The 25,521-nt window shown below is 58.9% G+C and carries 21 protein-coding genes and 1 pseudogene; 3 read left to right on the forward strand and 19 right to left on the reverse strand.

What is annotated here, in order from left to right; all coding sequences use genetic code 11:
• Positions 1 to 68: 68 nt before the first annotated feature.
• The 9 genes from purU to lysA form a co-directional block, all read right to left on the reverse strand.
• Positions 69 to 953, reverse strand: a complete 885-nt coding sequence (purU, locus tag BQ8482_RS11765) for a formyltetrahydrofolate deformylase (protein WP_123147765.1) — start codon at positions 951 to 953, stop codon at positions 69 to 71.
• Between the two features lie 69 nt (positions 954 to 1,022).
• Positions 1,023 to 1,913, reverse strand: coding sequence for a bifunctional methylenetetrahydrofolate dehydrogenase/methenyltetrahydrofolate cyclohydrolase FolD (gene folD / locus BQ8482_RS11770; RefSeq protein ID WP_123147766.1), 891 nt, complete (start codon positions 1,911 to 1,913; stop codon positions 1,023 to 1,025).
• Complete coding sequence (locus tag BQ8482_RS11775; protein WP_123147767.1) at positions 1,910 to 2,476, reverse strand: sarcosine oxidase subunit gamma; 567 nt, start codon at positions 2,474 to 2,476, stop codon at positions 1,910 to 1,912. The genes folD and BQ8482_RS11775 overlap by 4 nt, the downstream gene beginning before the upstream one ends.
• On the reverse strand, positions 2,469 to 5,402 hold the full coding sequence (locus BQ8482_RS11780; protein WP_123147768.1) for a sarcosine oxidase subunit alpha family protein: 2,934 nt from the start codon (positions 5,400 to 5,402) through the stop codon (positions 2,469 to 2,471). The genes BQ8482_RS11775 and BQ8482_RS11780 overlap by 8 nt, the downstream gene beginning before the upstream one ends.
• Positions 5,399 to 5,689 (reverse strand): sarcosine oxidase subunit delta, encoded by a 291-nt coding sequence (locus BQ8482_RS11785; RefSeq protein WP_123147769.1) that lies wholly within the window; start codon positions 5,687 to 5,689, stop codon positions 5,399 to 5,401. Before BQ8482_RS11785 ends, BQ8482_RS11780 begins: the two co-directional genes overlap by 4 nt.
• A gap of 10 nt (positions 5,690 to 5,699) precedes the next feature.
• On the reverse strand, positions 5,700 to 6,950 hold the full coding sequence (locus BQ8482_RS11790) for a sarcosine oxidase subunit beta family protein (protein WP_123147770.1): 1,251 nt from the start codon (positions 6,948 to 6,950) through the stop codon (positions 5,700 to 5,702).
• A 245-nt stretch (positions 6,951 to 7,195) separates the two neighbouring features.
• Positions 7,196 to 8,197 carry a M14 family metallopeptidase gene (locus BQ8482_RS11795; protein WP_123147829.1) on the reverse strand — a complete coding sequence of 334 codons (1,002 nt, stop codon included), beginning with the start codon at positions 8,195 to 8,197 and terminating at the stop codon, positions 7,196 to 7,198.
• Positions 8,198 to 8,295: 98 nt separating this feature from the next.
• Positions 8,296 to 9,189, reverse strand: a complete 894-nt coding sequence (dapF, locus tag BQ8482_RS11800) for a diaminopimelate epimerase (protein WP_165848523.1) — start codon at positions 9,187 to 9,189, stop codon at positions 8,296 to 8,298.
• Positions 9,190 to 9,214: 25 nt separating this feature from the next.
• The gene (gene lysA / locus BQ8482_RS11805; RefSeq protein WP_123147771.1) at positions 9,215 to 10,540 is read right to left on the reverse strand and encodes a diaminopimelate decarboxylase; all 1,326 of its coding nucleotides are present in this window, start codon (positions 10,538 to 10,540) and stop codon (positions 9,215 to 9,217) included.
• A 124-nt stretch (positions 10,541 to 10,664) separates the two neighbouring features.
• Between lysA and BQ8482_RS11810 the strand changes: the two genes are divergently transcribed.
• Together BQ8482_RS11810 and BQ8482_RS11815 are read left to right on the forward strand one after the other, a co-directional pair.
• Complete coding sequence (locus tag BQ8482_RS11810; protein ID WP_123147772.1) at positions 10,665 to 11,585, forward strand: LysR family transcriptional regulator; 921 nt, start codon at positions 10,665 to 10,667, stop codon at positions 11,583 to 11,585.
• A 462-nt stretch (positions 11,586 to 12,047) separates the two neighbouring features.
• Positions 12,048 to 12,369: pseudogene (locus tag BQ8482_RS11815) on the forward strand (transposase); the annotation flags it as partial.
• 299 nt (positions 12,370 to 12,668) lie between these two features.
• On the opposite strand, the gene BQ8482_RS11820 reads toward BQ8482_RS11815, so the two are convergent.
• The 8 genes from BQ8482_RS11820 to BQ8482_RS11855 form a co-directional block, all read right to left on the reverse strand.
• Positions 12,669 to 14,126 carry an amidase gene (locus BQ8482_RS11820; RefSeq protein ID WP_123147773.1) on the reverse strand — a complete coding sequence of 486 codons (1,458 nt, stop codon included), beginning with the start codon at positions 14,124 to 14,126 and terminating at the stop codon, positions 12,669 to 12,671.
• Between the two features lie 321 nt (positions 14,127 to 14,447).
• Complete coding sequence (locus tag BQ8482_RS11825; protein ID WP_123147774.1) at positions 14,448 to 15,443, reverse strand: succinylglutamate desuccinylase/aspartoacylase family protein; 996 nt, start codon at positions 15,441 to 15,443, stop codon at positions 14,448 to 14,450.
• Positions 15,444 to 15,611: 168 nt separating this feature from the next.
• Positions 15,612 to 17,024, reverse strand: coding sequence for a CapA family protein (locus BQ8482_RS11830; protein WP_123147775.1), 1,413 nt, complete (start codon positions 17,022 to 17,024; stop codon positions 15,612 to 15,614).
• A 7-nt stretch (positions 17,025 to 17,031) separates the two neighbouring features.
• A complete protein-coding gene (locus BQ8482_RS11835) occupies positions 17,032 to 18,075 on the reverse strand; it encodes an ABC transporter ATP-binding protein (protein WP_208867640.1) in 1,044 nt (347 codons plus the stop codon).
• Positions 18,072 to 19,073: an ABC transporter ATP-binding protein gene (locus BQ8482_RS11840; protein WP_244602750.1), complete on the reverse strand. Its 1,002-nt coding sequence runs from the start codon at positions 19,071 to 19,073 to the stop codon at positions 18,072 to 18,074. Before BQ8482_RS11840 ends, BQ8482_RS11835 begins: the two co-directional genes overlap by 4 nt.
• Before the next feature lie 7 nt (positions 19,074 to 19,080).
• Positions 19,081 to 19,962, reverse strand: a complete 882-nt coding sequence (locus BQ8482_RS11845; protein ID WP_123147777.1) for an ABC transporter permease — start codon at positions 19,960 to 19,962, stop codon at positions 19,081 to 19,083.
• 1 nt (position 19,963) lies between these two features.
• A complete protein-coding gene (locus tag BQ8482_RS11850; RefSeq protein WP_123147778.1) occupies positions 19,964 to 20,905 on the reverse strand; it encodes an ABC transporter permease in 942 nt (313 codons plus the stop codon).
• Entirely contained in the window at positions 20,905 to 22,515 is a 1,611-nt protein-coding gene (locus tag BQ8482_RS11855; protein WP_123147779.1) for an ABC transporter substrate-binding protein, read from the reverse strand. The genes BQ8482_RS11850 and BQ8482_RS11855 overlap by 1 nt, the downstream gene beginning before the upstream one ends.
• A 169-nt stretch (positions 22,516 to 22,684) precedes the next feature.
• Between BQ8482_RS11855 and BQ8482_RS11860 the strand changes: the two genes are divergently transcribed.
• A complete protein-coding gene (locus BQ8482_RS11860; RefSeq protein WP_280178820.1) occupies positions 22,685 to 22,900 on the forward strand; it encodes a LysR family transcriptional regulator in 216 nt (71 codons plus the stop codon).
• A 166-nt stretch (positions 22,901 to 23,066) separates the two neighbouring features.
• Here the strand turns inward: BQ8482_RS11860 and BQ8482_RS11865 are convergent, their stop codons facing one another.
• Both BQ8482_RS11865 and BQ8482_RS11870 read right to left on the reverse strand, forming a co-directional pair.
• The gene (locus tag BQ8482_RS11865; RefSeq protein WP_165848524.1) at positions 23,067 to 24,515 is read right to left on the reverse strand and encodes an ABC transporter substrate-binding protein; all 1,449 of its coding nucleotides are present in this window, start codon (positions 24,513 to 24,515) and stop codon (positions 23,067 to 23,069) included.
• Between the two features lie 262 nt (positions 24,516 to 24,777).
• Complete coding sequence (locus BQ8482_RS11870) at positions 24,778 to 25,506, reverse strand: ABC transporter ATP-binding protein (RefSeq protein WP_208867646.1); 729 nt, start codon at positions 25,504 to 25,506, stop codon at positions 24,778 to 24,780.
• Between the last annotated feature and the right edge of the window lie 15 nt (positions 25,507 to 25,521).

Raw genomic sequence — 25,521 nt, forward strand, 5'->3', positions numbered from 1 at the left:
GCAGCAAAACACGCGCCGGCGCGCCGGATATGTCCCCCGTCGGCCTCTGACGCTGCATCCGCAGGTTCTCATCCCATGCGCTCTGAAGCATAGGAGCCTGGCGAAGCGGGGAAGACCACCGTCTTGTTCCCGTTGAGGAAGACGCGGCGGCGAATATGCGCATGGATCGCGCGTGCGAGAACCTGGCTTTCAACGTCGCGCCCGAGCGATACATAGTCGGATGGGCTCTGGGCGTGGGTGACGCGCACGGTATCCTGCTCGATGATCGGCCCCTCATCGAGGTCGGCGGTCACATAGTGTGAGGTCGCGCCGATCAGCTTCACCCCGCGTTCAAATGCCTGCTTGTAGGGGTTCGCTCCTTTGAAGGAGGGCAGGAAAGAGTGATGAATGTTAATGATGCGGCCGGACATCTTCTCGGACATCTCATCCGACAGCACCTGCATATAGCGGGCGAGCACGACCAACTCTGCGCCGGTCTCCTCGACGATGCGCATCTGCTGCGCTTCGGCTTCGCGCTTATTCTCCTTCGTCACTTTGATGTAGTGGAACGGGATGTCGTGGTTCACGACCGGCTTCTGATAGTCCAGGTGGTTCGAGATCACCGCCACGATATCGACTGGCAGCGCTCCGATGCGCCAGCGGTACAGAAGGTCGTTCAGACAATGGCCGAAGCGCGAGACCATGATGATGACCTTCATCTTGCGGCTCTCGTCGTGGAAGGCGAAGTCCATTCCGAACGCCTCGCCGGTGTCGGCAAACCCATTGCGCAGTGTGTCGAGCCCAATGCCCTCTTCGGAACTGAAGCTGACGCGCATGAAGAAGTTGCCGGTCTGCGTATCGTCAAATTGCGAACTGTCGGTGATGTTGCAGCCGTTGTGGGCGAGATACCCTGCGATGGCTGCGACAATCCCGCGTTTTGACTCACAGGTGACCGTCAGGCAGTATTTGTCCATATCGATATTTCTCGCGTTTGAAGTAAAGATCCGCTCGGGCGCGTCGGGCGGAAGACCGGATGAAGGGGCTCATAAGGTCAGGCCCTCTGGTGCGGGCAACCCATGAACACGGCAGCAGGCGGTTATCGAATTGGCGAGCAGACACGCGATAGTCATAGGACCGACACCCCCGGGCACCGGCGTTATCGCGCCCGCTACCTCCACGGCGCTGCTGAAATCCACGTCGCCCACCAGTTGTTGCTTGCCGTCCCGCGCGATCCGATTGATGCCCACGTCGATTACCGTCGCGCCCGGCTTGATCCAGTCGCCGGGTATCATTTCTGGGCGGCCGACGGCAGCCACAAGAATGTCGGCCCGACGGCAGATTGATGCCAGATCGCGTGTATGCGAATGAGCGATGGTTACGGTGCAGCTATCTCGGAGCAGGAGTTGTGCCATCGGTTTCCCGACGATGTTTGAGCGCCCCACGACCACCGCTTCGAGCCCGGATAGATCGCCCAGATGGCCGCGCAGCATCATTAGACAACCCAACGGGGTACACGGCACCATCGCATTTTGTCCCGTGCCGAGAAGTCCGACATTCAAAATGTGAAACCCATCGACATCCTTTGCCGGATCGATCGCATTGATCACCAGGTCGGCGTTCAGATGTTTGGGTAGAGGTAGTTGGATGAGAATACCGTGAATCTCAGGATCGGAATTCAGCTGCTCGATTAGAGCAAGTAGATCGGCCTGAGAGGTTTCAGCAGGCAGCTTGTGCTCAACACCTTTCATGCCAGCTTCGATAGTCTGCCGTCCCTTGTTGCGTACATAGACTTCCGACGCAGGATCGTCGCCTACGAGAACGACAGCCAGGCCCGGCGTAATGCGGTGCTCCTCCTTTAGCCAGGCCACATGCCCAGCAACCCTCGACCGTAGCTGCACCGCGAACGCCTTTCCGTCGACGAGCTGCGCGGTCACAACACCTTCTCCTCCAGCCGCTTCGCCGCCGTTTCGAGTGCATGCCAGAGCGATCCGGCGGACGAGCGCGCGCCAAGCAGGGCAACATGAGTATCGCTGCGGCGGATAACGAAACAGCGCATATGCTCAAGGCCGGTACTTGTCGCGCGGCCCGGACCAAAAACCGCGAGATCGATGTTGGCGAGCTTCGACAGCAGGGCCTCGAGGGGGGCTGTTCCGCCCTGCGAGACAATCTCGAACGCGGCCCAGCCATCGGTCTGCTCGGTCACAGAGCAACCGGGGACGACCTGCCTAATCTCGGCGACGAAATCCTGCTCGCCCCTGCCTTCGGCCTCGATCATCCACTGATCCAGCCCGATCCAAAGGGCAGCGACCCCTTGCCCTGAAACCCAGCGGCCCGGGCCGGGAAGTGTGAGCCCGAAGGGCATGGGCTCACCGATTCCGCGGCGCAGCCCCAGCGACGCAAGCGCAAGATCCGGATTCTCCCGGATCTCCAATGCCCCAAAGGATGCCAGACGGGGCTGGGCGGCGCCGAGCGCCGTGAAGGCGTTAAGGTCAGTCACGCAGACGTGCTCCTTCAGGATCGACGAAATGTGCCGGCACAATGCGTAGGCGTTCGCTTTCGCCTTCGACCGGGTTCGCGGCGACGACCACCTCGCCTATGCGCTCGTCGCCGTTTTCCAGAAATCCGAGTCCGATCATGGACCCGACATGCGGGCTGTAGCAGGCCGAAGTGATCCAGCCCTGGTCGGTATCGAGATTTTGCGCTGCACCCTCGGCGAAGAGATGTGACCCGGCAATAACTTTGCCCTCATGCTCGACGGGCTGCAGACCCACAAGACGACGCATGTCTGCCACCAAGCCTTCACGCCGGGACATGATCGCGCCGATAGAGTCCTTCTTCTGCGACACCATCTTGCCCAGCCCAAGCATCGCGGCCGTGGTCTGGCCATTCAGTTCGGCACCGCCGACGTGGCCCTTTTCGACGCGCAGCACGGATAGTGCTTCAACCCCGTAGGGTGTCACTCCCAGATCAAATCCGCTCTGCACAAGCCGTTCCATCAGCGCATGGCCGTAGCGAGCGGGCACCGCGAGTTCGTAAGCGAGTTCGCCAGAAAAAGAGATACGGAAGAGCCGCGCACGCAATCCACTGCAGACTGTCAGTTCTGCGCAGGCCATGAAGGGGAAGGCTTCGTTCGACAGGTCGAACTCGTCTGCTATGCGGGCGAGCAGGACGCGCGATTTCGGCCCCGCGACGGCAATCTGCGCCCAGGCATCAGTCGTGGAGATTATCTGCACATCGAGTTCCGGCCACAGGCATTGCCGCGCGAAATCCATATTGCGGTAGACCAGCCCGGCGTTGGCGGTCGTCGTGGTGACCACATAGTGATCCTCGGCCAGTCGGGCGCAGGTGCCGTCGTCATAGGCAAAGCCGTCTTCGCGCAGCATAAGCCCATAGCGCACACGACCGACCTTCAGCGTGTCAACCACGTTGCTGTAGACCCGGTTCAGAAATTTTCCTGCATCCGTGCCCTGCACGTCGACCTTGCCGAGTGTCGAAACGTCGCACAAGCCCACCGCGCTGCGCACTGCCTTGGTCTCACGGTCGACGCTCTGGCGCCAGTGCGTTTCCCCGCGACGGGGGAAATATTCGGCTCGCATCCACTGGCCGGTCTCGACGAAAACTGCACCTTGCGCTTCTGCCCACTGGTGTGTCGGCGTCAGGCGGCGCGGCTGGAAATGCGGCCCTATATCGCCGCCGCCCAAAACCGAGATCGTCACTGGAGTGTAGGGCGGGCGGAAAATCGTTGTTCCCGTTTCCGGGATCGTACTCCCGGTAAGCTCCGCCATCACGGCTAGCCCGGTCACGTTTGAGGTTTTGCCCTGGTCCGTCGCCATGCCCAAAGTCGTGTAGCGTTTCAAATGCTCTACCGGCCGCATGTTCTCGGCATGGGCGATCTTGATGTCCTTCACCGTCACGTCGTTTTGGAAATCAAGCCAGGCGCGTTTCTTGCCCGGCACGTGGAAGATCGGCGCGATTCCGTAGCGCGACTCCTCTGCTCGCGGCAAAACGGGCATCGCTGCCGCAATTCCGAGTTCGTTCAGCGTGCGCAGTGCCGCTTCTGCGCCCGAGCGAAGTGTCTGGGCAGTCGAAAAATGCCCCGCCCCCGCGCCCGCTGGAACCAATCCCGCGGGACCATCCTCGCTTGGCAGGAACGCCTGTAACGGTTCATTCCAAACAGGCTGACCGCGATGATGCGAGGTCAGATGAACATTCGGGTTCCAGCCGCCTGAAACACCCAGCGCGCCGCACTCGATCCATTCGCGGCGGCCATTCGCGGAAACCTCTATCGCTGTCAGCCCGAGCCGCCCCCGTGAGCCGGTGACCATGCCACCGGCGATCACCCAGTGGTCGCCCGAGATTCTAGCCTCTGGGCGCGCGTCGATAACGGCCGCAACATGGACACCCTTGGAGGCAAGATCGCGCGCGGTGCGATGACCGTCGTCATTATTGGTGAACACGGCGACCGTCTTGGACGGGCAGGCCGCCCAGCGATTGGCGTAAGCTCGCATCGCACCTGCCAGCATAATGCCTGGTCGGTCATTGTCTGCGAAGGCTATAGGACGCTCTGTAGCGCCCGCCGCCAATATCACGCGTTTGGCAGTGATGCGCCACAGCGTCTGGCGGACCTTGTCGCCCGGCTCCGGAAGGTGATCGGAAACCCGTTCCACGGCACCGTAGATTCCGTGGTCAAAGACACCGAACACGGTGGTGCGACGCATCACGCGAATGTTCGGCAGGCTCTCAAATTCAGCCTCCAACGCGGAGATCCAATCGGTAGCCGGCGCCCCGTCCAGCGCGTCCGTCTCGGCCAAGAGTCTGCCGCCCAAACGGAAATCCTCATCTGCCAGGATCACGCGTGCACCGGAACGCGCCGCTGTCAGTGCCGCCGCAAGTCCGGCCGGGCCCCCGCCGATGACCAGGAGGTCGCAATGCAAGAAGCCCTTGTCATAGGCATCGGGATCAGCCTGCATGGACAAGCTTCCAAGGCCCGCCGCCTTGCGGATCGCAGGCTCGTAAAGCTTCTCCCAGAAGGCTTTCGGCCACATGAAGGTCTTATAGTAGAATCCCGCGGTGAAGAATGGCGACAGTAGATCATTGACCGCCAAGGCATCGAAGCTGAGCGAGGGCCAGCGATTCTGGCTTCGCGCCACAAGCCCTTCGAACAACTCCGCCACGGTGGCGCGCGTATTCGGCTCCTGACGAGCGCCCGAGCGCAACTCGACCAGGGCATTGGGCTCCTCGGACCCGGCCGAGAGCACACCACGCGGACGATGATGTTTGAAGCTGCGCCCCATCAGGCGCACGCCATTGGCCAGTAGCGCTGAGGCAAGCGTGTCGCCTGGATGACCCTGATATCGCTTGCCGTCGAAGGTAAAGTTCAGGATTTGAGAGCGGTCGACCAGCCCGCCGGCCAGCCGGGTCATTGACCGCTCCTTTTGCGCGCCACCGCGACCTCCCGTGCCAGTTCAGCGCCGAGGATTTCGTGCGTTACTGTGTTGCGGGTGATTAGCAGCCATGACCGATCGCCCTGCTCATGGAACCATAGTTCACGATGCACGCCCGCTGGGTTGTCGCGCAGGAAGACGTAGTCGCAGAATAAGTATTCGGCGTCGGGCCTGGTCGGATCGGGTCGGTCGAGGAGCCTGACATCGCCGAGATAAATGAATTCTCGCGCATCGCGCGAACCCAGAATCGGATGGGGAATTAGCATTCGGTTGACCTCAATGCAGGTTGGGCTGTGCCCCGGTGCCGGTTTCGTCAATTACATACCCGCGCGAGAATCGATCGAGCCGGTAAGCGCGCGCGGTTTCATGGGGGGATCCGGTCGCAAGAAGATGGGCAAAGGCATAGCCGCTGGCAGGTGTCGCCTTGAAGCCACCAATGCACCAGCCGCCGTTGAAAAAGAGGCCGTCAATGTCCGTGCGGTCAATGATCGGTGAGCCGTCCATCGACATATCCATCAGGCCGCCCCACATACGCAGCAGTCGCGCACGCCCAATCATTGGCATCAGCGCCATGCCGCATTCGGCCGCATGCTCGACCACAGGCAGGTTGCCGCGCTGGGCGTAGGAATTGTAACCGTCGATATCGCCACCGAAAACGAGGCCGCCCTTGTCCGACTGGCTGATGTAGAAATGTCCCGCTCCGAAGGTGATTACTCCGGGAAGGATGGGCTTTAGACCTTCCGAGACGTACGCCTGCAGGACATGGCTCTCGATCGGAAGTCGCATCCCCGCCATCGCCATGACCCGGCCCGAAGAGCCCGCCACCGCAACACCGACCTTACCGGCACCTATATAGCCGCGCGAGGTCTCGACACCGCGGATCTTGCCATCGACAATCCGGAAGCCCGTCAACTCGCAGTTCTGGATCAGGTCCACACCATGCAGATCGGCGCCACGAGCGTATCCCCACGCGACACCATCATGACGCGCCGTTCCCCCGCGCGGCTGCAACAAACCGCCACGGATTGGAAAGCGCGCATTGTCGAAATTCAAAAAAGGAACCATCGCGCGTAAATCTTTACGGCTCAACAGACGCGCGTCAGCTCCGGCGAGTATCACTGCGTTTGCGCGGCGTCGAAATGAATCGCGCTGCGAATCCGAGTGAAGAAGGTTGATCACTCCACGTTGAGAGACCATCGCGTTGAAGTTGAGTTCCTGCTCCAGTCCTTCCCAGAGTTTCATCGAAAATTCGTAGAAAGGCTCGTTGCCGGGAAGAAGGTAGTTTGAACGGATAATGGTCGTGTTGCGGCCAATATTCCCGGATCCCAGCCAGCCCTTCTCCAGCACAGCGATACGGGACTGCCGGAACGTCTTGGCTAGATAGTAAGCGGTCGCAAGACCGTGGCCGCCTCCGCCGACGACGACATAGTCATAGTCTGATTTTGGCTCAGGATTGCGCCAAAGCGGGCGCCACCCGGTGTTCCCTTTGAGCGCTTCGGCAAATACGCGGAAGCCCGAGAATTTCATTCCTAAAGTCCCTCTTATCGAAAATTCTTCGAATTGGTGCCAGTCGAGCGAATGAAGTGCCTAGTCTGCGTGGAGAGCAGACCCGACGGGCGGGCCCTTCCCGGTTTTTCGTCGGCCTTCCGTTTCTTTCAACCCGAGTGAGTTATTTGTTGGCTATGCCTGGATAGCGATGCTTGGCAGCCTCAAGCAGCCCAGAAGCGATGGTGCCGAGTTCCCGCGAGTTATTGGAAGCGACCTGAAGTGCGTCATCTTTGCTGGCGACCCGATGTTTCCTCGACTGCGACCGCTCCTATGGGCGATCCCTTTGGAATCGTGGGATGCGTCATGCGCCACAGAAGGAAACCTGTCTCCGGGGCGGTGACTTCTGCCAGCGTCTCGCCGAAGAGATTGCGGATCGTACCGAGACGCTGGCCCTTGGTAACCCGATCGCCCGGCTCGGCCTCAGCGTGGAACTCCCCATCCACCGGGCAGTCAAGCCAGAGATACTCATCACATGGAATTCGGGCGTTCAGGAACGGTGCCAGGGGCGCATCGATGATCCCGAGAGTGCGGGCGATATTGAGCACCCCTTCGAGATGGAAGGAGATCGAACCCTCATCCAGAAGCCCATTCGCACCCGCTTCCGACATCAAGGCAAGCCGGTTGTGACGAGCAAAACCCGTCGGAGCCCGACCCGACTTCTCCATATGCGCAGCCGGTAGGCCCATCACTATCTCGGCGTCGAAGCACATTGCCATCCGCCTTCCCATAGCGTCGAGCTCGACATTATGGGTGCGCTGGAAGATTGAGAACTTTGAGACGTTCTCTCGCAGGTCGCCGCCGTGCATATCGACGTAGCAATCAGCGCCTACGCACCATTCGTTCATGATTGAATCGCACAGCGCCTCCGAAAAGGTTCCATCGCTATTACCCGGGAATGTGAAGTTGATGTTCCGGCCGTCGATCGGGCAGACTAATTCGGTGTACTTGTAGAACGCCGGCTGGTTGATCAACGGAATGATTGAGACTGAACCCCGGATCGTCTCCGGATCGATCATTCGTTGCAAGCGAACGGCGGCTTCGATGCTGGATACCTCGTTGACATGAACTCCGGCGGATACGCACAGCCGTGGGCCCGGTTTTCTGCCGCGGATTTCACAAAGTGGCCAGCTGTAATCCGCGAGACGGGGATTGTCGAAACGCAAATGTCCTCGAAAAATGCCAGGTTGCCCATAGGCACAGCTGTCGTTGGATGCGCTGATTTCCATTGTCTTATCTTCCGGTCTGATACTCGCGCTTTTCTGGCGGGGGTGCTTATGCAAGTACGATGCTTGGGCATAGCCCAGAGGAACTATGGCCATATTGGCTACTGCTTCTTGCCCGCTTCGAGAAAACCATGACAGCAAAATGCGACCGGTCCGGTCATGCGGACTCTATCGCCATCCAGAAGTTCGATATCGAGCTTCCCGGCCGGAAGATGAACGGCGATTTTTTTGGAGGTGACGAGGCCTCGTTTAAGCGCCGCATAAGCAGCAACGCAAGCGCCGGTTCCACATGCCCTGGTTATTATTCCTTGCCGTTCCCAGTACTTGAGCCGAAGGGTCTGTCCGTCAAGGACCTGAGCTGCGCCCACGTTAGCACCCTCTGGGAAAAGAGGGGCGTTATGCACCGCAGGCGCGTAGCGGCCCATGTCGATGCTATCGAGTTGATCGACAAAGAAGACGGCATGCGGGTTGCCGATGTAGAGGGCGACCCCATCTGCGAGCGGCCCGCTTTCGACGGGCAAATGCAACGTATCAACCTCTCGCGATAATGGAATCTTGCGCCAATCCATGCTGATCGGTCCGAGCGTGACGCTGACCTCCAATGGCCCTGCCCTGCGGCAGAGGACAAGGCCCCCTGCCAACTCCATCACCACCTCATCCTTGCCGGATTCCTCGAGCAGCAGATACGCCATGCAGCGAGTGGCATTTCCGCATGCCCCAACTTCCTTGCCGTCGATGTTGAAAATCCTCATCGCCGCGTAGGCGCCGGCGCGCAGTCCCTCGTCCGAAGCTCGTTCAATGGTTAGCAGCTGCTCGCCCCCAACACCGATATTGATGCTGCATATGCGCACTATGTCTTCGGCATCTAGAGCTTTGTCGCCATCGCGCCGGTCGAGAATAACAAAATAGTTCTCCAGACCATGCATCTTGATGAATGGCCACTGGAGCGGCAACTCAACCGGAGAAGGTAGCGAGAGAAGATCTGTGTGCTTCATATCTCTTTCCATTCATGTCTTGGATCTATCGCAGCGTGGAGGGAGATCCGTGCCACTCCGTCTCTTCCTCGAGGGTCAGCAAGGCTTTGGTGGTCTGCCTACGCCGGATCACCCGGAACCGATCCCCGTCGACAAGAACTTCAGCTGCGAGATCGCGCGCATTGTAGGTTGATGCCATCGAGGCTCCGTAGGCGCCGGCGCACCCAAAGGCGAGACGGTCACCGGATCGCAGCGGAGCCAGATCGCTATAGGTACCGAAGATGTCCGAACTCTCGCAAACGGGACCGGCAATCTGATAGGTGTGAGAGCCTTGCCGAACCTGCTTGAGAGGAAAAACTGGATGAACGGCCCCATACATCGCAGGCCGCATAAGATCGTTCATGCCCGCGTCGACAATGGCTGTAAGGCGGTCAGCGGTCTCTTTTATGTAAAGCACTTCGGCCACAAGAATCCCGGCCGGCCCAACCAACCAACGTCCTGGTTCGACCGTCAGCTCACAATCGAGACCGCCAACTGTCTCGCCCACGATCTTGGCGTACTCGCCCAAGTCCGGACTGCTGCCATGATCGTAGGGGATGCCTATGCCGCCACCCAGGTCAAGGCGACGGACGGGCAAACCTTGGGAACGCAGCGATCTTACAAGGTCAGCAATGCGGGAATAAGCCGAGCGATACGGCGAAAGATCAAGAATTTGCGATCCGATATGCACGGCAAGGCCTACTGGATCGAGCTCTGGCGCAGCTAATGCTTTGGCATAAAGAGCGGGTATGTCCTCGAAGGAGATTCCGAACTTGTCATGCTTCTTGCCGGTGCTGATTTTGGCATGCGTCCCGGCGTCCACATCTGGATTCACTCGCAGCGCAACTGGCGCACGCACGCCCAATGCCCCAGCTACTTCAATGACAGCGTCGAGTTCCGCTTCAGATTCGACGTTGAGCTGGTGGATGCCCACCTCCAGTGCACTGGCGATCTCGGAACGCTTCTTACCAACACCGGAGAAGATGATCTTCGATGCAGGGACACCCGCCGATTCCGCGCGTTCCAGTTCGCCGCCCGACACGATGTCCATGCCGCTTCCTAAAGCTGCCAACAGTCCGAGAACGGACAGGTTTCCGTTCGCCTTCACCGCGAAGCAGACTGAGGCGCCAATAGGCTTAAGGGCGGCGCTTAGTGTAAGGTATGCGGTTCTTATCGCGTCAGAGGAGTAACAATAGAACGGCGTGGGAACTGCCCCAGCGATTGTGTCGATGCAAACGCCCTCCATTTGCAGGGTTTGATCGCGATAGACCAGCTGGTTCGAACCGGTCTCCGCGCCTGCAGCGGCAACCAATGCTATGGCATGTTCAGCCATTGGGGTCCTGTCAATTTGCGCTTGACGCTATGCACTCGGGAAGATGATTGCAGAAAACCCTTGGCAAGAAAAATAGATTGTCATAGGGCTCTAATTTAGTTTTGATATATGGGGGGGGGCGGCAGTGCGTCTCAATCAGCGCCAGATAGAAATCTTCAACGCAATCATGGTGCATAAGAGCGTGACGGCAGCGGCGGCGGTCTTGAGAACGTCTCAGCCAACCGTTAGTCGCGAATTGCGCGATCTTGAGAAGCAAATAGGTTTCGATCTGTTCAACAGGTTCGGCAAGCGCCTAACGCCGACAAGCCAGGCGCAACTGCTGCATTCGGCTGTTGCACGATCATTTGTCGGAATGGAAGAAATCAGCCGGGTAGCCACAGCTATCAAAGGACGTAACGCCGCGCACCTTCGAATCGCTTGCCTTCCGGCCTACGCGGAAGCGCTTTTGCCTGATGTAGCACACCGTTTTTTAAAGACCCGTCCCCAAGTACATCTTTTGGTACATTCGCTGGGTGAAGTAGCGCTCCGGCATGACATGACGACGCAATTGTTCGACATCGGTCTAACTGAAGGGAGCTACGATTACGACGAAGCAACATCTGAAAACGTTGATGTGGGTGAACTCCTATGCGTTCTTCCTGCGGAACATCGTTTGACCACGAAGGTAATTATCGATCCACAGGACTTCGAAGGGGTCGACTTCGTCTATTACTCCGAAGATGATCCTTACAGACGCAAATTAGACGAGGTCTTCGATGCTGCAGGTGTTGCGCGTCACTACACGGTCGAAACGACCACTGCCACCGGGCTTTGCTCAATGGTGGCCGCTGGAGTGGGCGTTTCGATTGTGAATCCGCTCACTGCCGCGCATTACGCGAACAGAGGCATCGTCTTGCGCAAGCTGAGCGTTCGTGTGCCCTACCACGTGTACCTATGGAGACCCGCAAACGGACTTCGCTCTGCGCTAGCGGATCAGTTTGTTCGAGTGCTGCGCCAGGTCACTGAAGAGATGAAGCAGCGAATCAAGCTGCTATTGGCAGATTGATCGAGACAGAACACCTCACTGCGCATGGTCTGACTTACGTTCGATGATTTTGGATACTGCCGTGGCGCTGTTTTCTGAGGGAAATCAGCGTCATGCAAGAAATTTGCGTTATCCGGCCTTGATCCCTGCGGGTTTGGTGGTCGAGTGGTATGACCCAAATGTCATCGAGAGTGCGTCAGACCCAGTTTTGAACGCCGTTTGACACCGCCCTGCGGATGATCACCGATAAGCGGCCGAGCACCGCTCGCACAAAGGTTGCTAAACGACTGAACTCGCCCAAGGCTTGGCCTCACCTTACCTACCGGAGCACAGACGGCGGCTGTGTCCCATGTGATGGTGTAGGAGGCCGCGCGCGGAGCCATCGGCGTAGCGCAGCGCGCGGCCGACCGTAACGCTGGCGGTCATCGCCGATCTTCGAGAAGGTTCGGGTTGCAACACCTGGAACCTGAAACGGAGACGACGATGACCGACGAGAGAATGGCGCTGATCGAGCTGATTGAGAAGCAGGCCGACAGCGACTTCGTGCGCGACATGCTGGCCTTTGCGGCCGATCGCATCATGGAGATGGAGGTGGAAGCGCGCACGGGCGCGGCGAAGGGCGCGCTGGGACACCCGCGCCGGGCGGATCGCGTTGGAGATCCCGAAGCTGCGCAAGGGAAGCTATTTCCCGAGCTTCCTCGAGCCGCGCCGAACGGCCGAGAAGGCTCTGGTGGCGGTGATTCAGGAAGCATACGTCCATGGGATCGCGATGAGCCCGGTGAGTGCCATGCGGCGCGCAATTGGCGAAACATGGTTACCTAGCCTTACGTCGCCCACGAAGCCCCACCAAATCCGCTGCATCTTGCGGGCGAGTTCCTTGCGCTCTCCAAGCGTTTCCACGTCTGCCCACTTGGCCCGAAATGCGTCGAACTCGTCGTTCTTCGCCAGGCGAACCATGCCTTTTCGCCACTCGCAGCTCAAAAAATCTGATCCTCCAAAAGAATGTTGAAGCTTTCCTGGATCTCATGCGCGAGCGCCGTCACCTGCAAAACCGTGTCGGTGCCGCGTAGCTCTCGCGAACATAAGAATTGGAGAGAGACCGCCTCAGCGACCAGGTTCGGTCCCCCGCGAATCGATCGGTGTGGTACGGCGCAGGTCTAAGACATTCTCCAGAACTTTGGCGCCAGCAAGTAACCGAGCCTCGCCGCCCGGCGAGGCCACGATTTGCAATCCGACGGGCAGGCCAGACTCAGTGAAGCCGCAGGGCAACGACAGCGCTGGACAGCAGGCTAACGTAATCGCATAGGCGATGCCGAGCCATTGCACGTAGTTATCAAACATTTTGCTGGCACATTCGTTAACATAGCGATTTTGTACTGGAAACGGCTCGACGATTGTGGCGGGTGTCAAAAGCAAATCGTATGTCTCGAAAAATTGCACCGCACGCGCAGTCATAGCCACACGCTGCATCTCGGCGTGCGCAACCTGTTCGACGGTGAGCCTCAAACCCTCCTCGATGTTCCAGATGACCTCTGGTTTTATCAGTTCGCGATGTTTACGCAAAAGCGCTCCCATGCCGACATAGTCGAACGCTCGTAGTACATGGAAGCACTCATGCGCTTCACTAAAATCCGGATGCGCTTCTTCGACGATCCCGCCTGCCTCTTCAAATCGCTCTGCTGCTGCGCGTGTGATTGCGGCGACTTGTGGGTCAACAGGCGTGATCCCGAGATCAGGCGAATAGGCGACGCGTTTGGGTTTTTTGCCTAAGCGTGCGGCGGATAGGAAGGAGACGGCCAGCTTTGGCAGCGACAGTGGGTCACCGGGGTGCTGGCCGCTCATTGCATCAAGCATCAAAGCAACATCTTCAACGTTGCGCGCCATCGGTCCGGACACCGAGCCGAGCGTGGTGTCGACCTTACCGTTTGGCGTACGCGCCACCCGACCAATGCTGGGCCGCAGACCCACTACGCCGCAAAAACTTGCCGGATTCCGCAACGAGCCACCACAATCTGAGCCATGTGCAAGCCATGCCATGCCAGTGGCGAGCGCTACCGCCGCACCGCCGGAGGATCCGGCGGCGGAACGTGATGTATCCCACGGATTGAGTGTTGCGCCGAATACCTCATTGAAGGTATTGGCGCCGGAACCGAATTCTGGAACATTCGATTTGGCATAAATCAATGCGCCATTTTCCTCCAGACGCTCGACCAAGATATCTGACCCCGCCGGAATGTTGTCCTTGAAGATCCGCGAACCTGAGGTGGTGCGCACGCCTGAGACGTCCGTGAGGTCCTTGATCGGCACCGGCAGCCCCGCCAGAAGGCCGCGCTCGCTTATGGGCTTTTTCATGAGTTCCGTTGCTGATTTCCGCGCACGGTCGAAACATAGGATCGGCAAAGCATTGACCTTGCCGTCGACGTCCGAGATCCGCTTCTCCAAGACATCCAGCAGGTCGAGTGGCGTCACCACACCGCTTGTTAGCTTTTCAACGATTCCGCACGCACTTTCACGGATCAATTCCTGCTGGCTCACCTTGATTTCTCCGGCTTCGCTGTTCATTCGTATGCGTTGGATTTTCCATGCTCGGCACACATCTCCACTCTATGGTGACGGCGACGGTCGAAACCATTCTGCGAAGAATGCGCCCGCTGCTTCCGAACACCGTCTGCTCTTCGCTCTGCTAGAGAAACGATGACGGCAGCGAAAAATGGACCGCGCCCTGCGGCCCATGGCACTGACGGCTATGGGTCCTACACTTGACGACTCACGCGCCAACGGCCGCCGCGCGCGGGCCGCACTTGCGCGTCCCCATCCTCGAGTGCGCCCGGCATATCATAGATTTTCCTGTGATCTCGTGGGCCGTCGATGCGCAGGCGAATCTCAGAGATTTAGCGGTCGAGCAAGATAAACTATCTCCTCGTCGGCGTCGACATGCCCTCCGGATCGGATCATGCAGACGATAGATGTGGTAGGCGCGCGAACACGAATGGAATCAGCCGACAGCGACTCCATCGGATGTAGGACGCCTATGAGATCTCCCTGCTTCACTTCGTCCAACACCGAACGGCGAGGTTCGAAGATGCCTCGTGTGGGCGATCTTAGTAGGTCAGACGAGAGCGTTTCAAGTGTCCGGCTCGACTTCTGTTGCCGGAAGGTCGGATACTCGGCTTCTCCCTCAACGAGTCCGAGCGTGATAAGGGCGTTGCGTACCCCAGCTTCGTAAATCGCCAGAGCTTCGGCGCCGACCGTGCCGCCGCCGAATTCAGCACAAATGAATACCTTGCCTTGGCTATGTGCCCAGGTATCGAACATTCCAAGCGTGTCGTGGTATTGCCAGACCAATGTCATGGGTAATTTGAATGCCTCTGCCATTCGGAGCGTCTTGGCCATGAGATCGGCATCAGCAATAGGATGCGTGATGACCGCCGGAGGAAAATCCATCGTTGGTCCAGCGCTGTGCAGATCGAACACGGTGTCGGCCATTGGCAACAACAGACGCGAAACCGCATCCGCAATTCGTTCGGTTGCCGACCCGTCGGCGCGGCCCGGAAACACTCGATTGAGATTCTTCCCATCAATCGGCGTGTTGCGGGTCCATGCTTGCACGGCCAGTGGATTGATCTCAGGTACGATGATCACCCTTCCGCAGGTTTGCGCTTCAGGCAGCCACTCTACAAGCCGTCGGGCGACAATTGGCCCTTCCAATTCATTGCCATGATTTCCGCCAGTGATAAGGAGGCGCGGCCCCTCCCCTTTATTGAGGCTGAAGACTGGAAGAGAAAGAGCTTCGCAGTCGGAGCCTTTGGGGACAACAAGATGCCCCGTGCTCAGGCCGGGCGTGTCGAGATCGAACGTAAGGTGCGGTGCTTCGCTCATTTTCGGCCTCCATTTGCAGTAGAATTTGCGACGCTAAGCGTTCAACTATGTTGGTGTTGGAAACTCAATCCAGAGTATCTCGGCTTATAATACATCGCGGTTGCTAGTATGTCGCAAATCACTTGGTTGCGGTTGCGGATACCGCTTCTGATTCACGCCCATGTAACGTCATAGCGACGAGGCGGGCTTCAGCCTTATGACTCCAGTGTCGTCTTCGATGGCAATTTGGGTCCCGAACGGCGCCGAGAGCTTCTGAAGGCGCTCCAGAATGACCTTTGCCTGTGGCCCGGTTACTAGCCGCGGGATACCCCGATTAGCAAATCGCTTCGAATAACCGAGCTCGATCGGATAAAGTCGCAATTCAGCGAGCTGGTTTTGCTCAAAACGACTGACGGTGACAACGCTCTCATAGAAGACCGGGGCGGATAGCGCGCCTACAAATCCTTCTGCCGTCGGATATCCTTTCGCCTCTTCGTCAACCGTCACCTCGGCATCTGTGTCCACCCGCGGGTCCTTACCGTAGGCCTCGAACATGTCAGCGCCCGCAGGCGTCCGGAGGTCGTCATAGAAGAAATTTCCCAAGCTATAAAAGATCGGCCGGCCCCTGTAGATTTCGATACCGCGCAGCAGATGCGGTCCGTGCCCGATATATGCATCTGCTCCGGCATCGATCATCTTACGCGCAAAGGATTGCTCGTAATCCGCCGGCTCTTGGCTAACCAAATCACTCCAATCAGGCTCGTGACCATGATTCGTGACGATGCAGAAGTCTGAGAACTGTTTGCCCCGGCGAACGTTTCTTAGGATATCGGCGACATCGCGCGGGTTTGCTTCGTAGCTAAAACTGGGCTGATCGCCTGCCTTAAAAGTCTGCCCAAGGAGCACGACTTGGCTTTGATCTACTTCGCCGGCCTTGATGCCTGGCAGCACATCACGCACCCGCCTCAGGCTCTCAACCATCTCCGGCGGAACGACGATGCTTCGCGTCAAACGAAGTGCATTGAGCCCTGGCCTGCCCGGCGCCTCGCCGGCGGAATCGCAGGCTCGAGACATTGGCATGTAGGTTGTGGCGAGCGACACCATTGCGACCCGACCTCGAACCGTCTCCAGAAAGCGAGCAACACCGGCTTCTGCAAGATTCTCCCCAACACCCGCATGTACAATGCTGCTCTCATCGAGCACACGGCTCGTTTCGCGCATACCTTCAACGCCCCAGTCAAGCGTATGGTTATTTGCGCGGCTCACTAGATTGAACCCCATCGCCTTCAGATCAGGCCCGAGTTCTGGTAGGCTGATGTGATACGCACCGCCGTACTCAGCCTCCGGACTTCCCCTGAACGATCGGATATCGAAGATCAGGGTTTCCATGTTGCCGAACGTGACATCGGCATCACGAAGGATCTTGACGAGGTCACCGAAGCCGGGATGTTCATATCGGGTCAGCGGTCGCGATACGATGAGGTCGCCGACTGCGACCATCGTGAAGCCGTCTGCAACGTTCGTTTCGATCGAGCCGACCGTATCGTAGCCATCAGCCCGCCGGGCTGGATGAGAACCGTTGTCGTGCGAATTTTCTTCCATTGCTTCCTCAATAGGTTGACTGCTTACCTAAACCGCCGAAACTGTCGTGACCTAGGCATTCGCCGGCCGAGATGCTGGTAGCCGGAGCGCGCACGTGACATGCCACGACGCGCCCGTCTGACATCGGCACCAAAGGCGGTACATCGATGCGGCAGCGATCGACCGCAAGTGGGCAGCGCGGGTGAAATGCGCATCCGCTCGGCGGGTTGATCGGGCTCGGCACCTCGCCATCGACGGGCGCCTCCAGCCGAACGCGCGTCGGATCCGGAACTGGAGCTGCCGCGATCAGCGCCTCAGTGTACGGATGGACAGGTTTCGCGAAGAGCGCCTCGCTCGGGGCGAGCTCCACGATCCGCCCCAGATACATGACCGCGACGCGATGCGCGATATGCTCCACGACTCCGAGGTCATGCGAGATGAAGACGAAGGCGATGCCCATCTGCTGCTGGAGATCCAGAAGCAGATTCAGAATCTGCGCCTGCACGGAGACGTCGAGGGCGGACACCGCTTCGTCGGCGATGATGAGTGAGGGGTTGAGCGACAGGGCCCGTGCAATGCCGAGCCGCTGGCGCTGACCGCCCGACAATTCGGACGGAAGCCTGTGCATCATCTCAGGCGACATTCCGACTTTTCGGAGAAGGTCCGCGGCGAGTGCCTGGCGCTGCTTCCGGCTGAGACGCTCAAAGTTCTCGACGGGTTCGGTGATAATTTGCCCGGCAGTAAGGCGCGGGTTCAGCGACGAGTAAGGATCCTGAAAGACCATCTGCATCCGACGTCGCCACGCGTGAAGCGCGTCCTTCTTGAGGCCCGCAATGTCGGTCCCGTCGATCAGCACGCGGCCAGCCGTCGGCTCGACGAGCCGCATCAAGAGCCGCGCGACGGTGGATTTTCCACAGCCGGATTCACCGACGATGCAGAGCATCTCGCCCGCCTCGACGGAAAAGGATACATCCTCCACCGCCCGGATCACCGGGATGCTTTTCTTGAAGATTCCCGCGCCAAGCGGATAGTGCTTGGTCAGATTCTCGACTTTCAGCAGAGGACCGTTCATGCGCCCATCACCTCTTCGGCGCGCCAGCAAGCTGCGGCGTGGCTCGACCCAACATCACGCAGGGCGGGCGTCTTGTCGCGGCAAATGTCGATCGCGAACGGGCAGCGAGGCGCAAAGCTGCAGCCGACAATGGGCTGGCGCAGGCTTGGGACAATGCCGGGAATTTCCGGAAGGCGGCGCTGTCGGCCGCGCCGCCGGTCAGGCACCGATCGCATTAGGCCCTGAGTGTAAGGATGCGCCGGTCGCGCAAACAAATCGATGACGTTCGCTTGTTCCACGATACGGCCAGCATACATCACGATCACGCGTTGGCATGTCTCGGCGACAACGCCCAGATCATGCGTGATGAACATCACGGCCGTTCCGGTGCGCTCTTTCAGATCGACGATGAGCCGCAGGATCTGCGCCTGAATGGTGACGTCGAGGGCCGTCGTCGGCTCGTCGGCAATCAACAGTTCCGGCGAGCAGGCGAGAGCCATGGCGATCATGGCGCGCTGGCGCATGCCGCCCGACATTTCATGCGGATAGTTGTTCACGCGACGCTCGGGGTCCGCGATGCGAACGAGACGAAGCATCTCTTCGGCCTTTTCCATGGCCACGGAGCGGGATGCTTTGGTGTGGATTTGAACCGCCTCCGCGATCTGGTGGCCGACTGTATAGACCGGGTTCAGACTCGTCATCGGCTCCTGGAAGATCATGGCGATCCGATCCCCGCGGATCTTTCGCATCTCCCGATCGGACAGCTCAAGCAGGTCGCGTCCCTGGAAGCGAACCTCGCCGCCGACAGTCCTGGCGGTCAGCTTCGGCAGCAGACGAAGGATCGAGAGGGCAGTGACGCTCTTGCCGCATCCCGATTCGCCGACCACGCCCAGCGTCTCGCCTTTCATCACCTGGAAGCTGATGCCGCCTAGCGCGCGGGTGACGCTTTCCTCGCCGTAAAAATGCGTTTCCAGGTCTCGAACCTCAAGAAGCACATCATCCTTCGTGGATTTTTGCATGAGCACGTCAGCGCCTCCGCTGTGAGCGTGGGTCGAACAGGTCGCGCAAACCGTCGCCGAGCAGATTGACGGCAAGGACTGTGACGGCAAGGCAGATACCCGGGGCGAAGATCGTTAATGGGGCGATGGCCAGATACAGGCGCGAACTGGCGATCATGTTGCCCCAGCTCGGAATCTCGGGCGGCACGCCCACGCCGAGGAAACTCAGCCCCGCCTCCGTCAGGATCGCGCTGGCGCAGACAGTAGCGCCCTGGACCATCAGCGCCGGAATGGTGCTCGGCAGGATATGCCGCCACAGCACCTTGGGCAGGCGCGCACCGCCGCAGAGCGCAGCCTCCACATAGGGACGCTCCCGAACACCCAGAACCACCGAACGAACCAGTCGCGCGACGGCTGGCGTCTCTGGGATCGCGATGGCGACGATGAGGATACCGATTCCAGGGCCGGTCAGAGAAATGAGTGCAATGGCGAGTAGAATTGTCGGGATCGACATCAGGCCGTCCATGACCCGCATGACGATGTTGTCAAAGCTGCGGCTGTACCCTGCGATGACACCGATCAGGAGGCCGACCACGGCCGCGCTCGCTGCCGACAGCAACCCGACCAGGAGGGAGATGCGGGCACCGAAAATTGTTCGGGCAAACACGTCGCGGCCCAGATTGTCACTCCCGAACCACATCTCGGCCGAAGGTGGCTGGAGCCGCTTGAACGGATCCATGTTCACTGGATCGCCGGCGTAAAGCGGGGCGGCGAGCGCCAAGATGATCAGCAGCACCACGAGGCCACCGCCGATCAGGACCAGCGGGTGCCGCCTTGCGAGACGGGGAAGGTCGGATAGCTGAAGCCAACCCATCGGCCCGGCTTCAACTGGTACGGAGAGGAGCGTCATATCAGTACCGGATCCGGGGATCGATCAGCGTGTAGGCCAGATCGACCGTGAGATTGATGAGGACGTACAGACCCGAAACCAGGATGAGCACGCTCTGAATGATGGGGTAGTCGCGGTTGTTGATCGCATCGACTACCAGACGACCGATACCGGGTATGTTGAACACCGTTTCCGTGAGGACAACTCCGCCGATCAGATAGGCGAAGCTTATGCCGATGACGGTCAGGATCGGGACGCCGGCATTCTTTAAGGCATGATGGAAAAGCATGGCATAGGACGAAGCGCCCTTGGCAGCGGCCGTTCGCATATAGTCTTCCGACAGAACCTCGAGCATGCTCGCCCGCGTAACTCGGGCGATGAATGCAATGTAGCCAAGACTTAACGCCACGGTGGGCAGGACGAGATGCCCGAACCAAGGGCCGAGGCCACCATCGATCGGCACATATCCCTGGACCGGTAGCCAGTGTGTCCTGATGGCGAAAAAGTATATGAGAAAATAGCCGATGACAAAGACCGGGACGGAATAACCAAGTGCCGAAAACGCCGCGAGGAGGCGGTCGACGAGCCCGCCAGATCTCCACGCGGCAAGAATGCCGAAAGAGACCCCGATCGAAACCGAAAGGATCATCGTCAGAATCGACAGGGAAAGGGTCGGTTCAAGCCGCTGCGACATGAGCTCCAGAACCGGTCGTCCGGAAAAGATCGAGATGCCGAAATCGCCGCTGAGCATGTCGCGCGCCCAATGTATGAACTGAACTGGCAGAGGATCGTTCAGGCCCAGCTTTTCGCGGATGCCAGCGATCATCTCTGCCGTGGCCGACTTGCCTGCGATGATCGCCGCCGGATCGCCTGGTGCCAACCTCAGCAACAGGAAGACGAAAATCCCGACCATCGCCATGACGGCGATGGTCGAAACCAGTCTACGAAGGATGTATGCCGCCATTAGGCGGAGGCTTTCTGCATGTTCCACATGGGGACGATCTGCGGCATGCCGATGAGGCCCGAAAGGGTCTTGCGGTGCGCGATCGGCGAGACGTATTTTCCCAATCTCACATCGCCGACGAAGTCCCACCAGATTGCTTGCATCTTGCGTGCCAGTGCCTTGCGCTCTTCGAGCGTTTCGACCTCTGCCCATTTGCCCCGAAGAGCCTCATATTCTCCATTCTTCGGCCAGCCATACCAAGCCGCGTCGCCATTCGCGAGGAGAATGGGGGTAGCGAGGGGATTGCTGAGGGAATAGTTGGATTCCGCCGTGATGAACATGCTCCAGCCGCCGTTTTCAACCGGATCCTTTTTGGCCCGGCGGGTGCTGACGCCGCCCCAGTCGCTCGGCGCAAGTTCGGCATTGACGCCGATCTTGCGCAGCTCTGCTGCCAGAAACTGCGAGGCATTGTCGGACTCGTGCCAGTCGGTCGGATCGAGAATGACGACCTTCTCGCCGGCGTAGCCGGCCTCCTTGAAGAGCTGCTTGGCCTTTTCCGGGTCGCCGCCCTTCTTGTACCATCCCGTGTTCTCATCGTTGGACACCGGCGTATCCTTGCCGAATATCGAAGTGACTGTGTCGATGTATTTTGGGTCTGGGTACATGACGCGCATGAACGCCTCCTGATCGATCAGGTGAAGCACCGCCTGGCGCGCTTTGATGTTGTCAAACGGCTTCTGAAGACAGTTCATGCGCACCAGCACATTCCAGCCCGGCTTGTCCAGAACCTGCAGTTCAAGATTGGGATCGCTCTCGATCAAGGAGTAAAGATCGGCCGGCGGCGTCTCGAAATAATCAATCTCCCCCGCTTGCAAGGCCGCCATCGCTGTCTGCTGGTCAGCGATAACGTCCCAGATGACGCGATCAACGTTGACGATCTTCCCGCCGGCCAATCCGTCGGACGGCTCCTTGCGCGGTACGTATTTTTCATTGCGATCATAGGTGATGCTCGCGCCTGGCTTTGCAAGGGCTTCATTGAACCGGAATGGTCCCGATCCGATATTCGCGGTCACCTGTTCCGTTGCGGGGCGACTCGCGTCCTTCTCGCGCATGATGAACAGGCACGGGGGCGTCAGGTCCGCCAAGACATCGATAAGGATCCCCATCGGCTCCTTGAGCGCGATCGTGAAGGTCTTGTCGTCCTTCTTCGAGATGTCGTTGGCGCGCGCCATGATCAGCTGCCCGCCAGGATGCACTTGGCCCCAGCGACGGATCGAGGCGACGCAGTCCGCTGCGGTGACGGGGGTGCCGTCGTGCCAGCCTAGCCCGTCCCGCAATTCGAACGTATAAGTCTTCCTGTCGTCAGAGACGTCCCATTTCGCGACCATTTGCGGCTGTGGCATAAACTTCGAATCGAGCGAGAACAGCGTGTCGTAAATCGCCGCGCCGTGGTCGGCGGTGATGTTCGTCGCCGTCCAGATCGGATCGAAAACGCGCAGGTCGCTCGCCTTCACCATATGCACCGTCCGCGAGTCGGCTGACGCTGTCTGTGCTCGCACAACTGATGGGATCGATATAGCCGCTCCGGCGGCCAAGCCTGCCTTCATGAGGTCGCGTCTAGAGATTGCCATATTCCATTTCCCCTTTTTTATCAGTCGCGGGTTGATCCCACGCGATGGAATGCAGATGATGATTTGCGCCTACCCGCTATCGAGATGCTTGGCAGCCACAAGCCACGATCGCAGAAAACCCTTGGCCAGAAAAATAGATTGTCATAGGGCTCTAATTTAGTTTTGATATATGGGGAGGGGCGGCAGCGTGCGTCTTAATCAGCGCCAGATAGAAATCTTCAACGCCATCATGGTGCATAAGAGCGTGACGGCAGCAGCGGCGGTCTTGAGAACGTCTCAGCCAACCGTTAGTCGCGAGCTGCGCGAACTTGAGAAGCAAATAGGATTCGGAGTTTGGGGGGAATTCGGCTATGAGGATTTTCAAACCCTAGCGAAAAGGCCATAACTTTGTCATCAACTGCCAAAGGTACACCCGGCTCATAGCTCTCTGCCACGATCCGGGTGCCTCATAGCCGGCCAATTTCGTCTCTCAGCGCCGGTGAACACCACGAACCGGCGCACCGGCTGTGGACATCACTCCTTGAAGCCGCCGCCCGACAGATGGATCTGAACTATTTGACATAGTATAAGTATGTAGAACCGGTATGGAAGCGTTCGGACGGGACTCGGCTCGCCGAGATGATAGCATACTCTACGGTGGGGATATACGGCAGATCCTTCTCGAACAAGGCGTTGACCTTATCGGCCGCCTGGTGCCGCGAGGGCTCTGTTGCAGCTCCCAGCTGGCGGATCAGTTGCTTCATCTCTGGACTTGAATAGCCCGTGTGGCCGGGCCCAAGTGTCCAGTCGCTGCTAGTGTATAAGTCCGGACTATCACTGAATTCGTAAGAACCGGTAACAAAGATGTCGAAATTTCCATCCTCACTCCACTGCAGCGTCGTGGCTGAATCGGCCATCACGATGTCGGCGTGGATGCCGATCTTCTTCAAGTTTTGTTGCACCACGAGCGCGGTGTCACCATATTCCTCGTTACCGCTGCTGACGATGAGCCGCAGCTCGCATCCGTTCGCGCACTGGGTGCCAGCGAGCAGTTCCCTGGCTCGCTCGACCTCGGTACCTGCCGGAAGGAATGCGTCGTAGTATGTCGAGGAGCTTGCAAACAGGCCGAGCGCCGGCTGATTGCGGCCCGCATAAGCGACCTGATTGATCTGGTTGCGGTCGATCGCAACCGCGATCGCCTGCCGGACACGCACATCACTGAGCACGCTGTTGTTGCGATTGTTCAGATGCAAAAAGTTCGTGCCGATGACGTTATGAGCTGTGCGGACCTCAACCGGAGGGGAAAGTCGGCCGACCTGTTTGGGCGAGATTCCATCGGCGAAATCGATCTCGCCAGCTTGCACCTGAGCGATGCGCGCGGGGGTGTCGACAATCTTCTTGAAGACGAGTGTCTTGGTCGCAGGCTGCGATCCTGCGTAGTTCGGGTTTGCTTGCAAGGTGATCTGGTCCTGACTGAAAGACTTGACCTCGAACTGGCCCGCGGCTGGTAGCGGGGCCCCTTTGTAAAGCTCTTTGCCCTTAGCCTCGATGGACTCCGAAGGGATGATCGCCGATGTCGAGTACGCGAGGATGAACGGCAGGGAAGCGTAGGGCTGCTTGAGGTCGAAGTTGACAGTGAGGTCGTCAGAGGCGGTCACCTTGCTGATCGGGGCGAATGAATAACTCGCCCAGGTCGTCTGGTCATTGAGGTAGTGCTCGAACGACGCGACAACGTCTGTTGCGGTAAGTGCGCTACCGTCGGAGAACTTCAGGCCCGGCTTGAGCTTGACGATGTACCGGTCATCGCCTTCGGGCGTCACCGACTCCGCGAGTCCCATATGGACGTTATTGCCGTTTTCGTCCAGAATGGTGAGCGTCCCTGAGATGAGCTGCATGATGCCGATCTGCGTCCCGGAGCTGTTCTGGCCCGGGTCGAGCGTCGTCGGAATGAGTGGTACGCCAATTCTGAGCGTGTCAGTATTACTGTCTGTGGCGCCGGATGAGCCGCTGTAGGCGGTCACAGCTAGGACAATCCAGAGCGTTAGGAGCCATCCGGCCCCCTTGCGTATCATTGACATGTTTACTTACTCCCCATTCTAGACTTGACGTGTTTCGGTCATTCCCAGGCCGCCGTGAGGCGTGTCATCTGTTTCATCTGGTGCGCATGTTCGGCTCCTTTTCATAGGGTTCCATCTCCAGTGCCGTCACAACAGTGCCCGGTGAGCGCAGGTGAACTTAGACGGCGTAGGTTGGGTAGTTGCACATGGTCCTGCCTGCGAAGATTTAGAGGATTGAGGCGATCAAGCTTCGCGTATAATGGTGGGCCGGCGATTGGAGCAGGTCCGTGGTGAGGCCTTCTTCGACGACGACGCCTTTCTCCATCACTATCGCGCGCTCGGTCAGGTAGCTAACAACGTTGAGATCGTGGGAAATCAGCACCAGGGCCACGCCCTGTTCGTGGCGGAGGTCTTTGAGCAGATTGAGGATCTGCGCCTGCACGGAGACGTCGAGGGCAGAGGTTGGTTCGTCTGCGACGATTACCGAAGGGTTCGCCGCGAGTGCTCGTGCAATCCCGACACGCTGGCATTGTCCCCCGCTGAGGTCGCAAGGGCGTTTATCGAGCGCTACACGGCTGATCCCTACACGATCGAGCAGAATCCGGGCACGTTTGGCCGCATCGGCTTTGGTGGCACCGCTGCAGCACTGGTAGACCTCGGCAACCGTGCTCAGCGCCGAAAGCCGCGGGTTGAGCGCGCTATAGGGATTCTGAAACACCATCTGCACGGCGCGCCGCAACGGATCGCGGCGACGCACCGCACTCCACGGCCGTCCACGTACCGTCACGGTCCCGGTGGTGGCAAGCAGCATGCCGACGAGCAGGCTGGCCAGGGTGGTTTTGCCGGAGCCGCTTTCACCAACGATGCCGATCGCTGCTCCTTCAGGGATAGTCAGGGTGACATTCTTGACGACCGCCGGTCCCATACCGTAGGCGAACGTGACGTCGGAAGCCACCAGAGCGGCCTGTGA

This window comes from Mesorhizobium delmotii, assembly GCF_900149755.1.
Classification (GTDB): Bacteria; Pseudomonadota; Alphaproteobacteria; order Rhizobiales; family Rhizobiaceae; genus Mesorhizobium; species Mesorhizobium delmotii.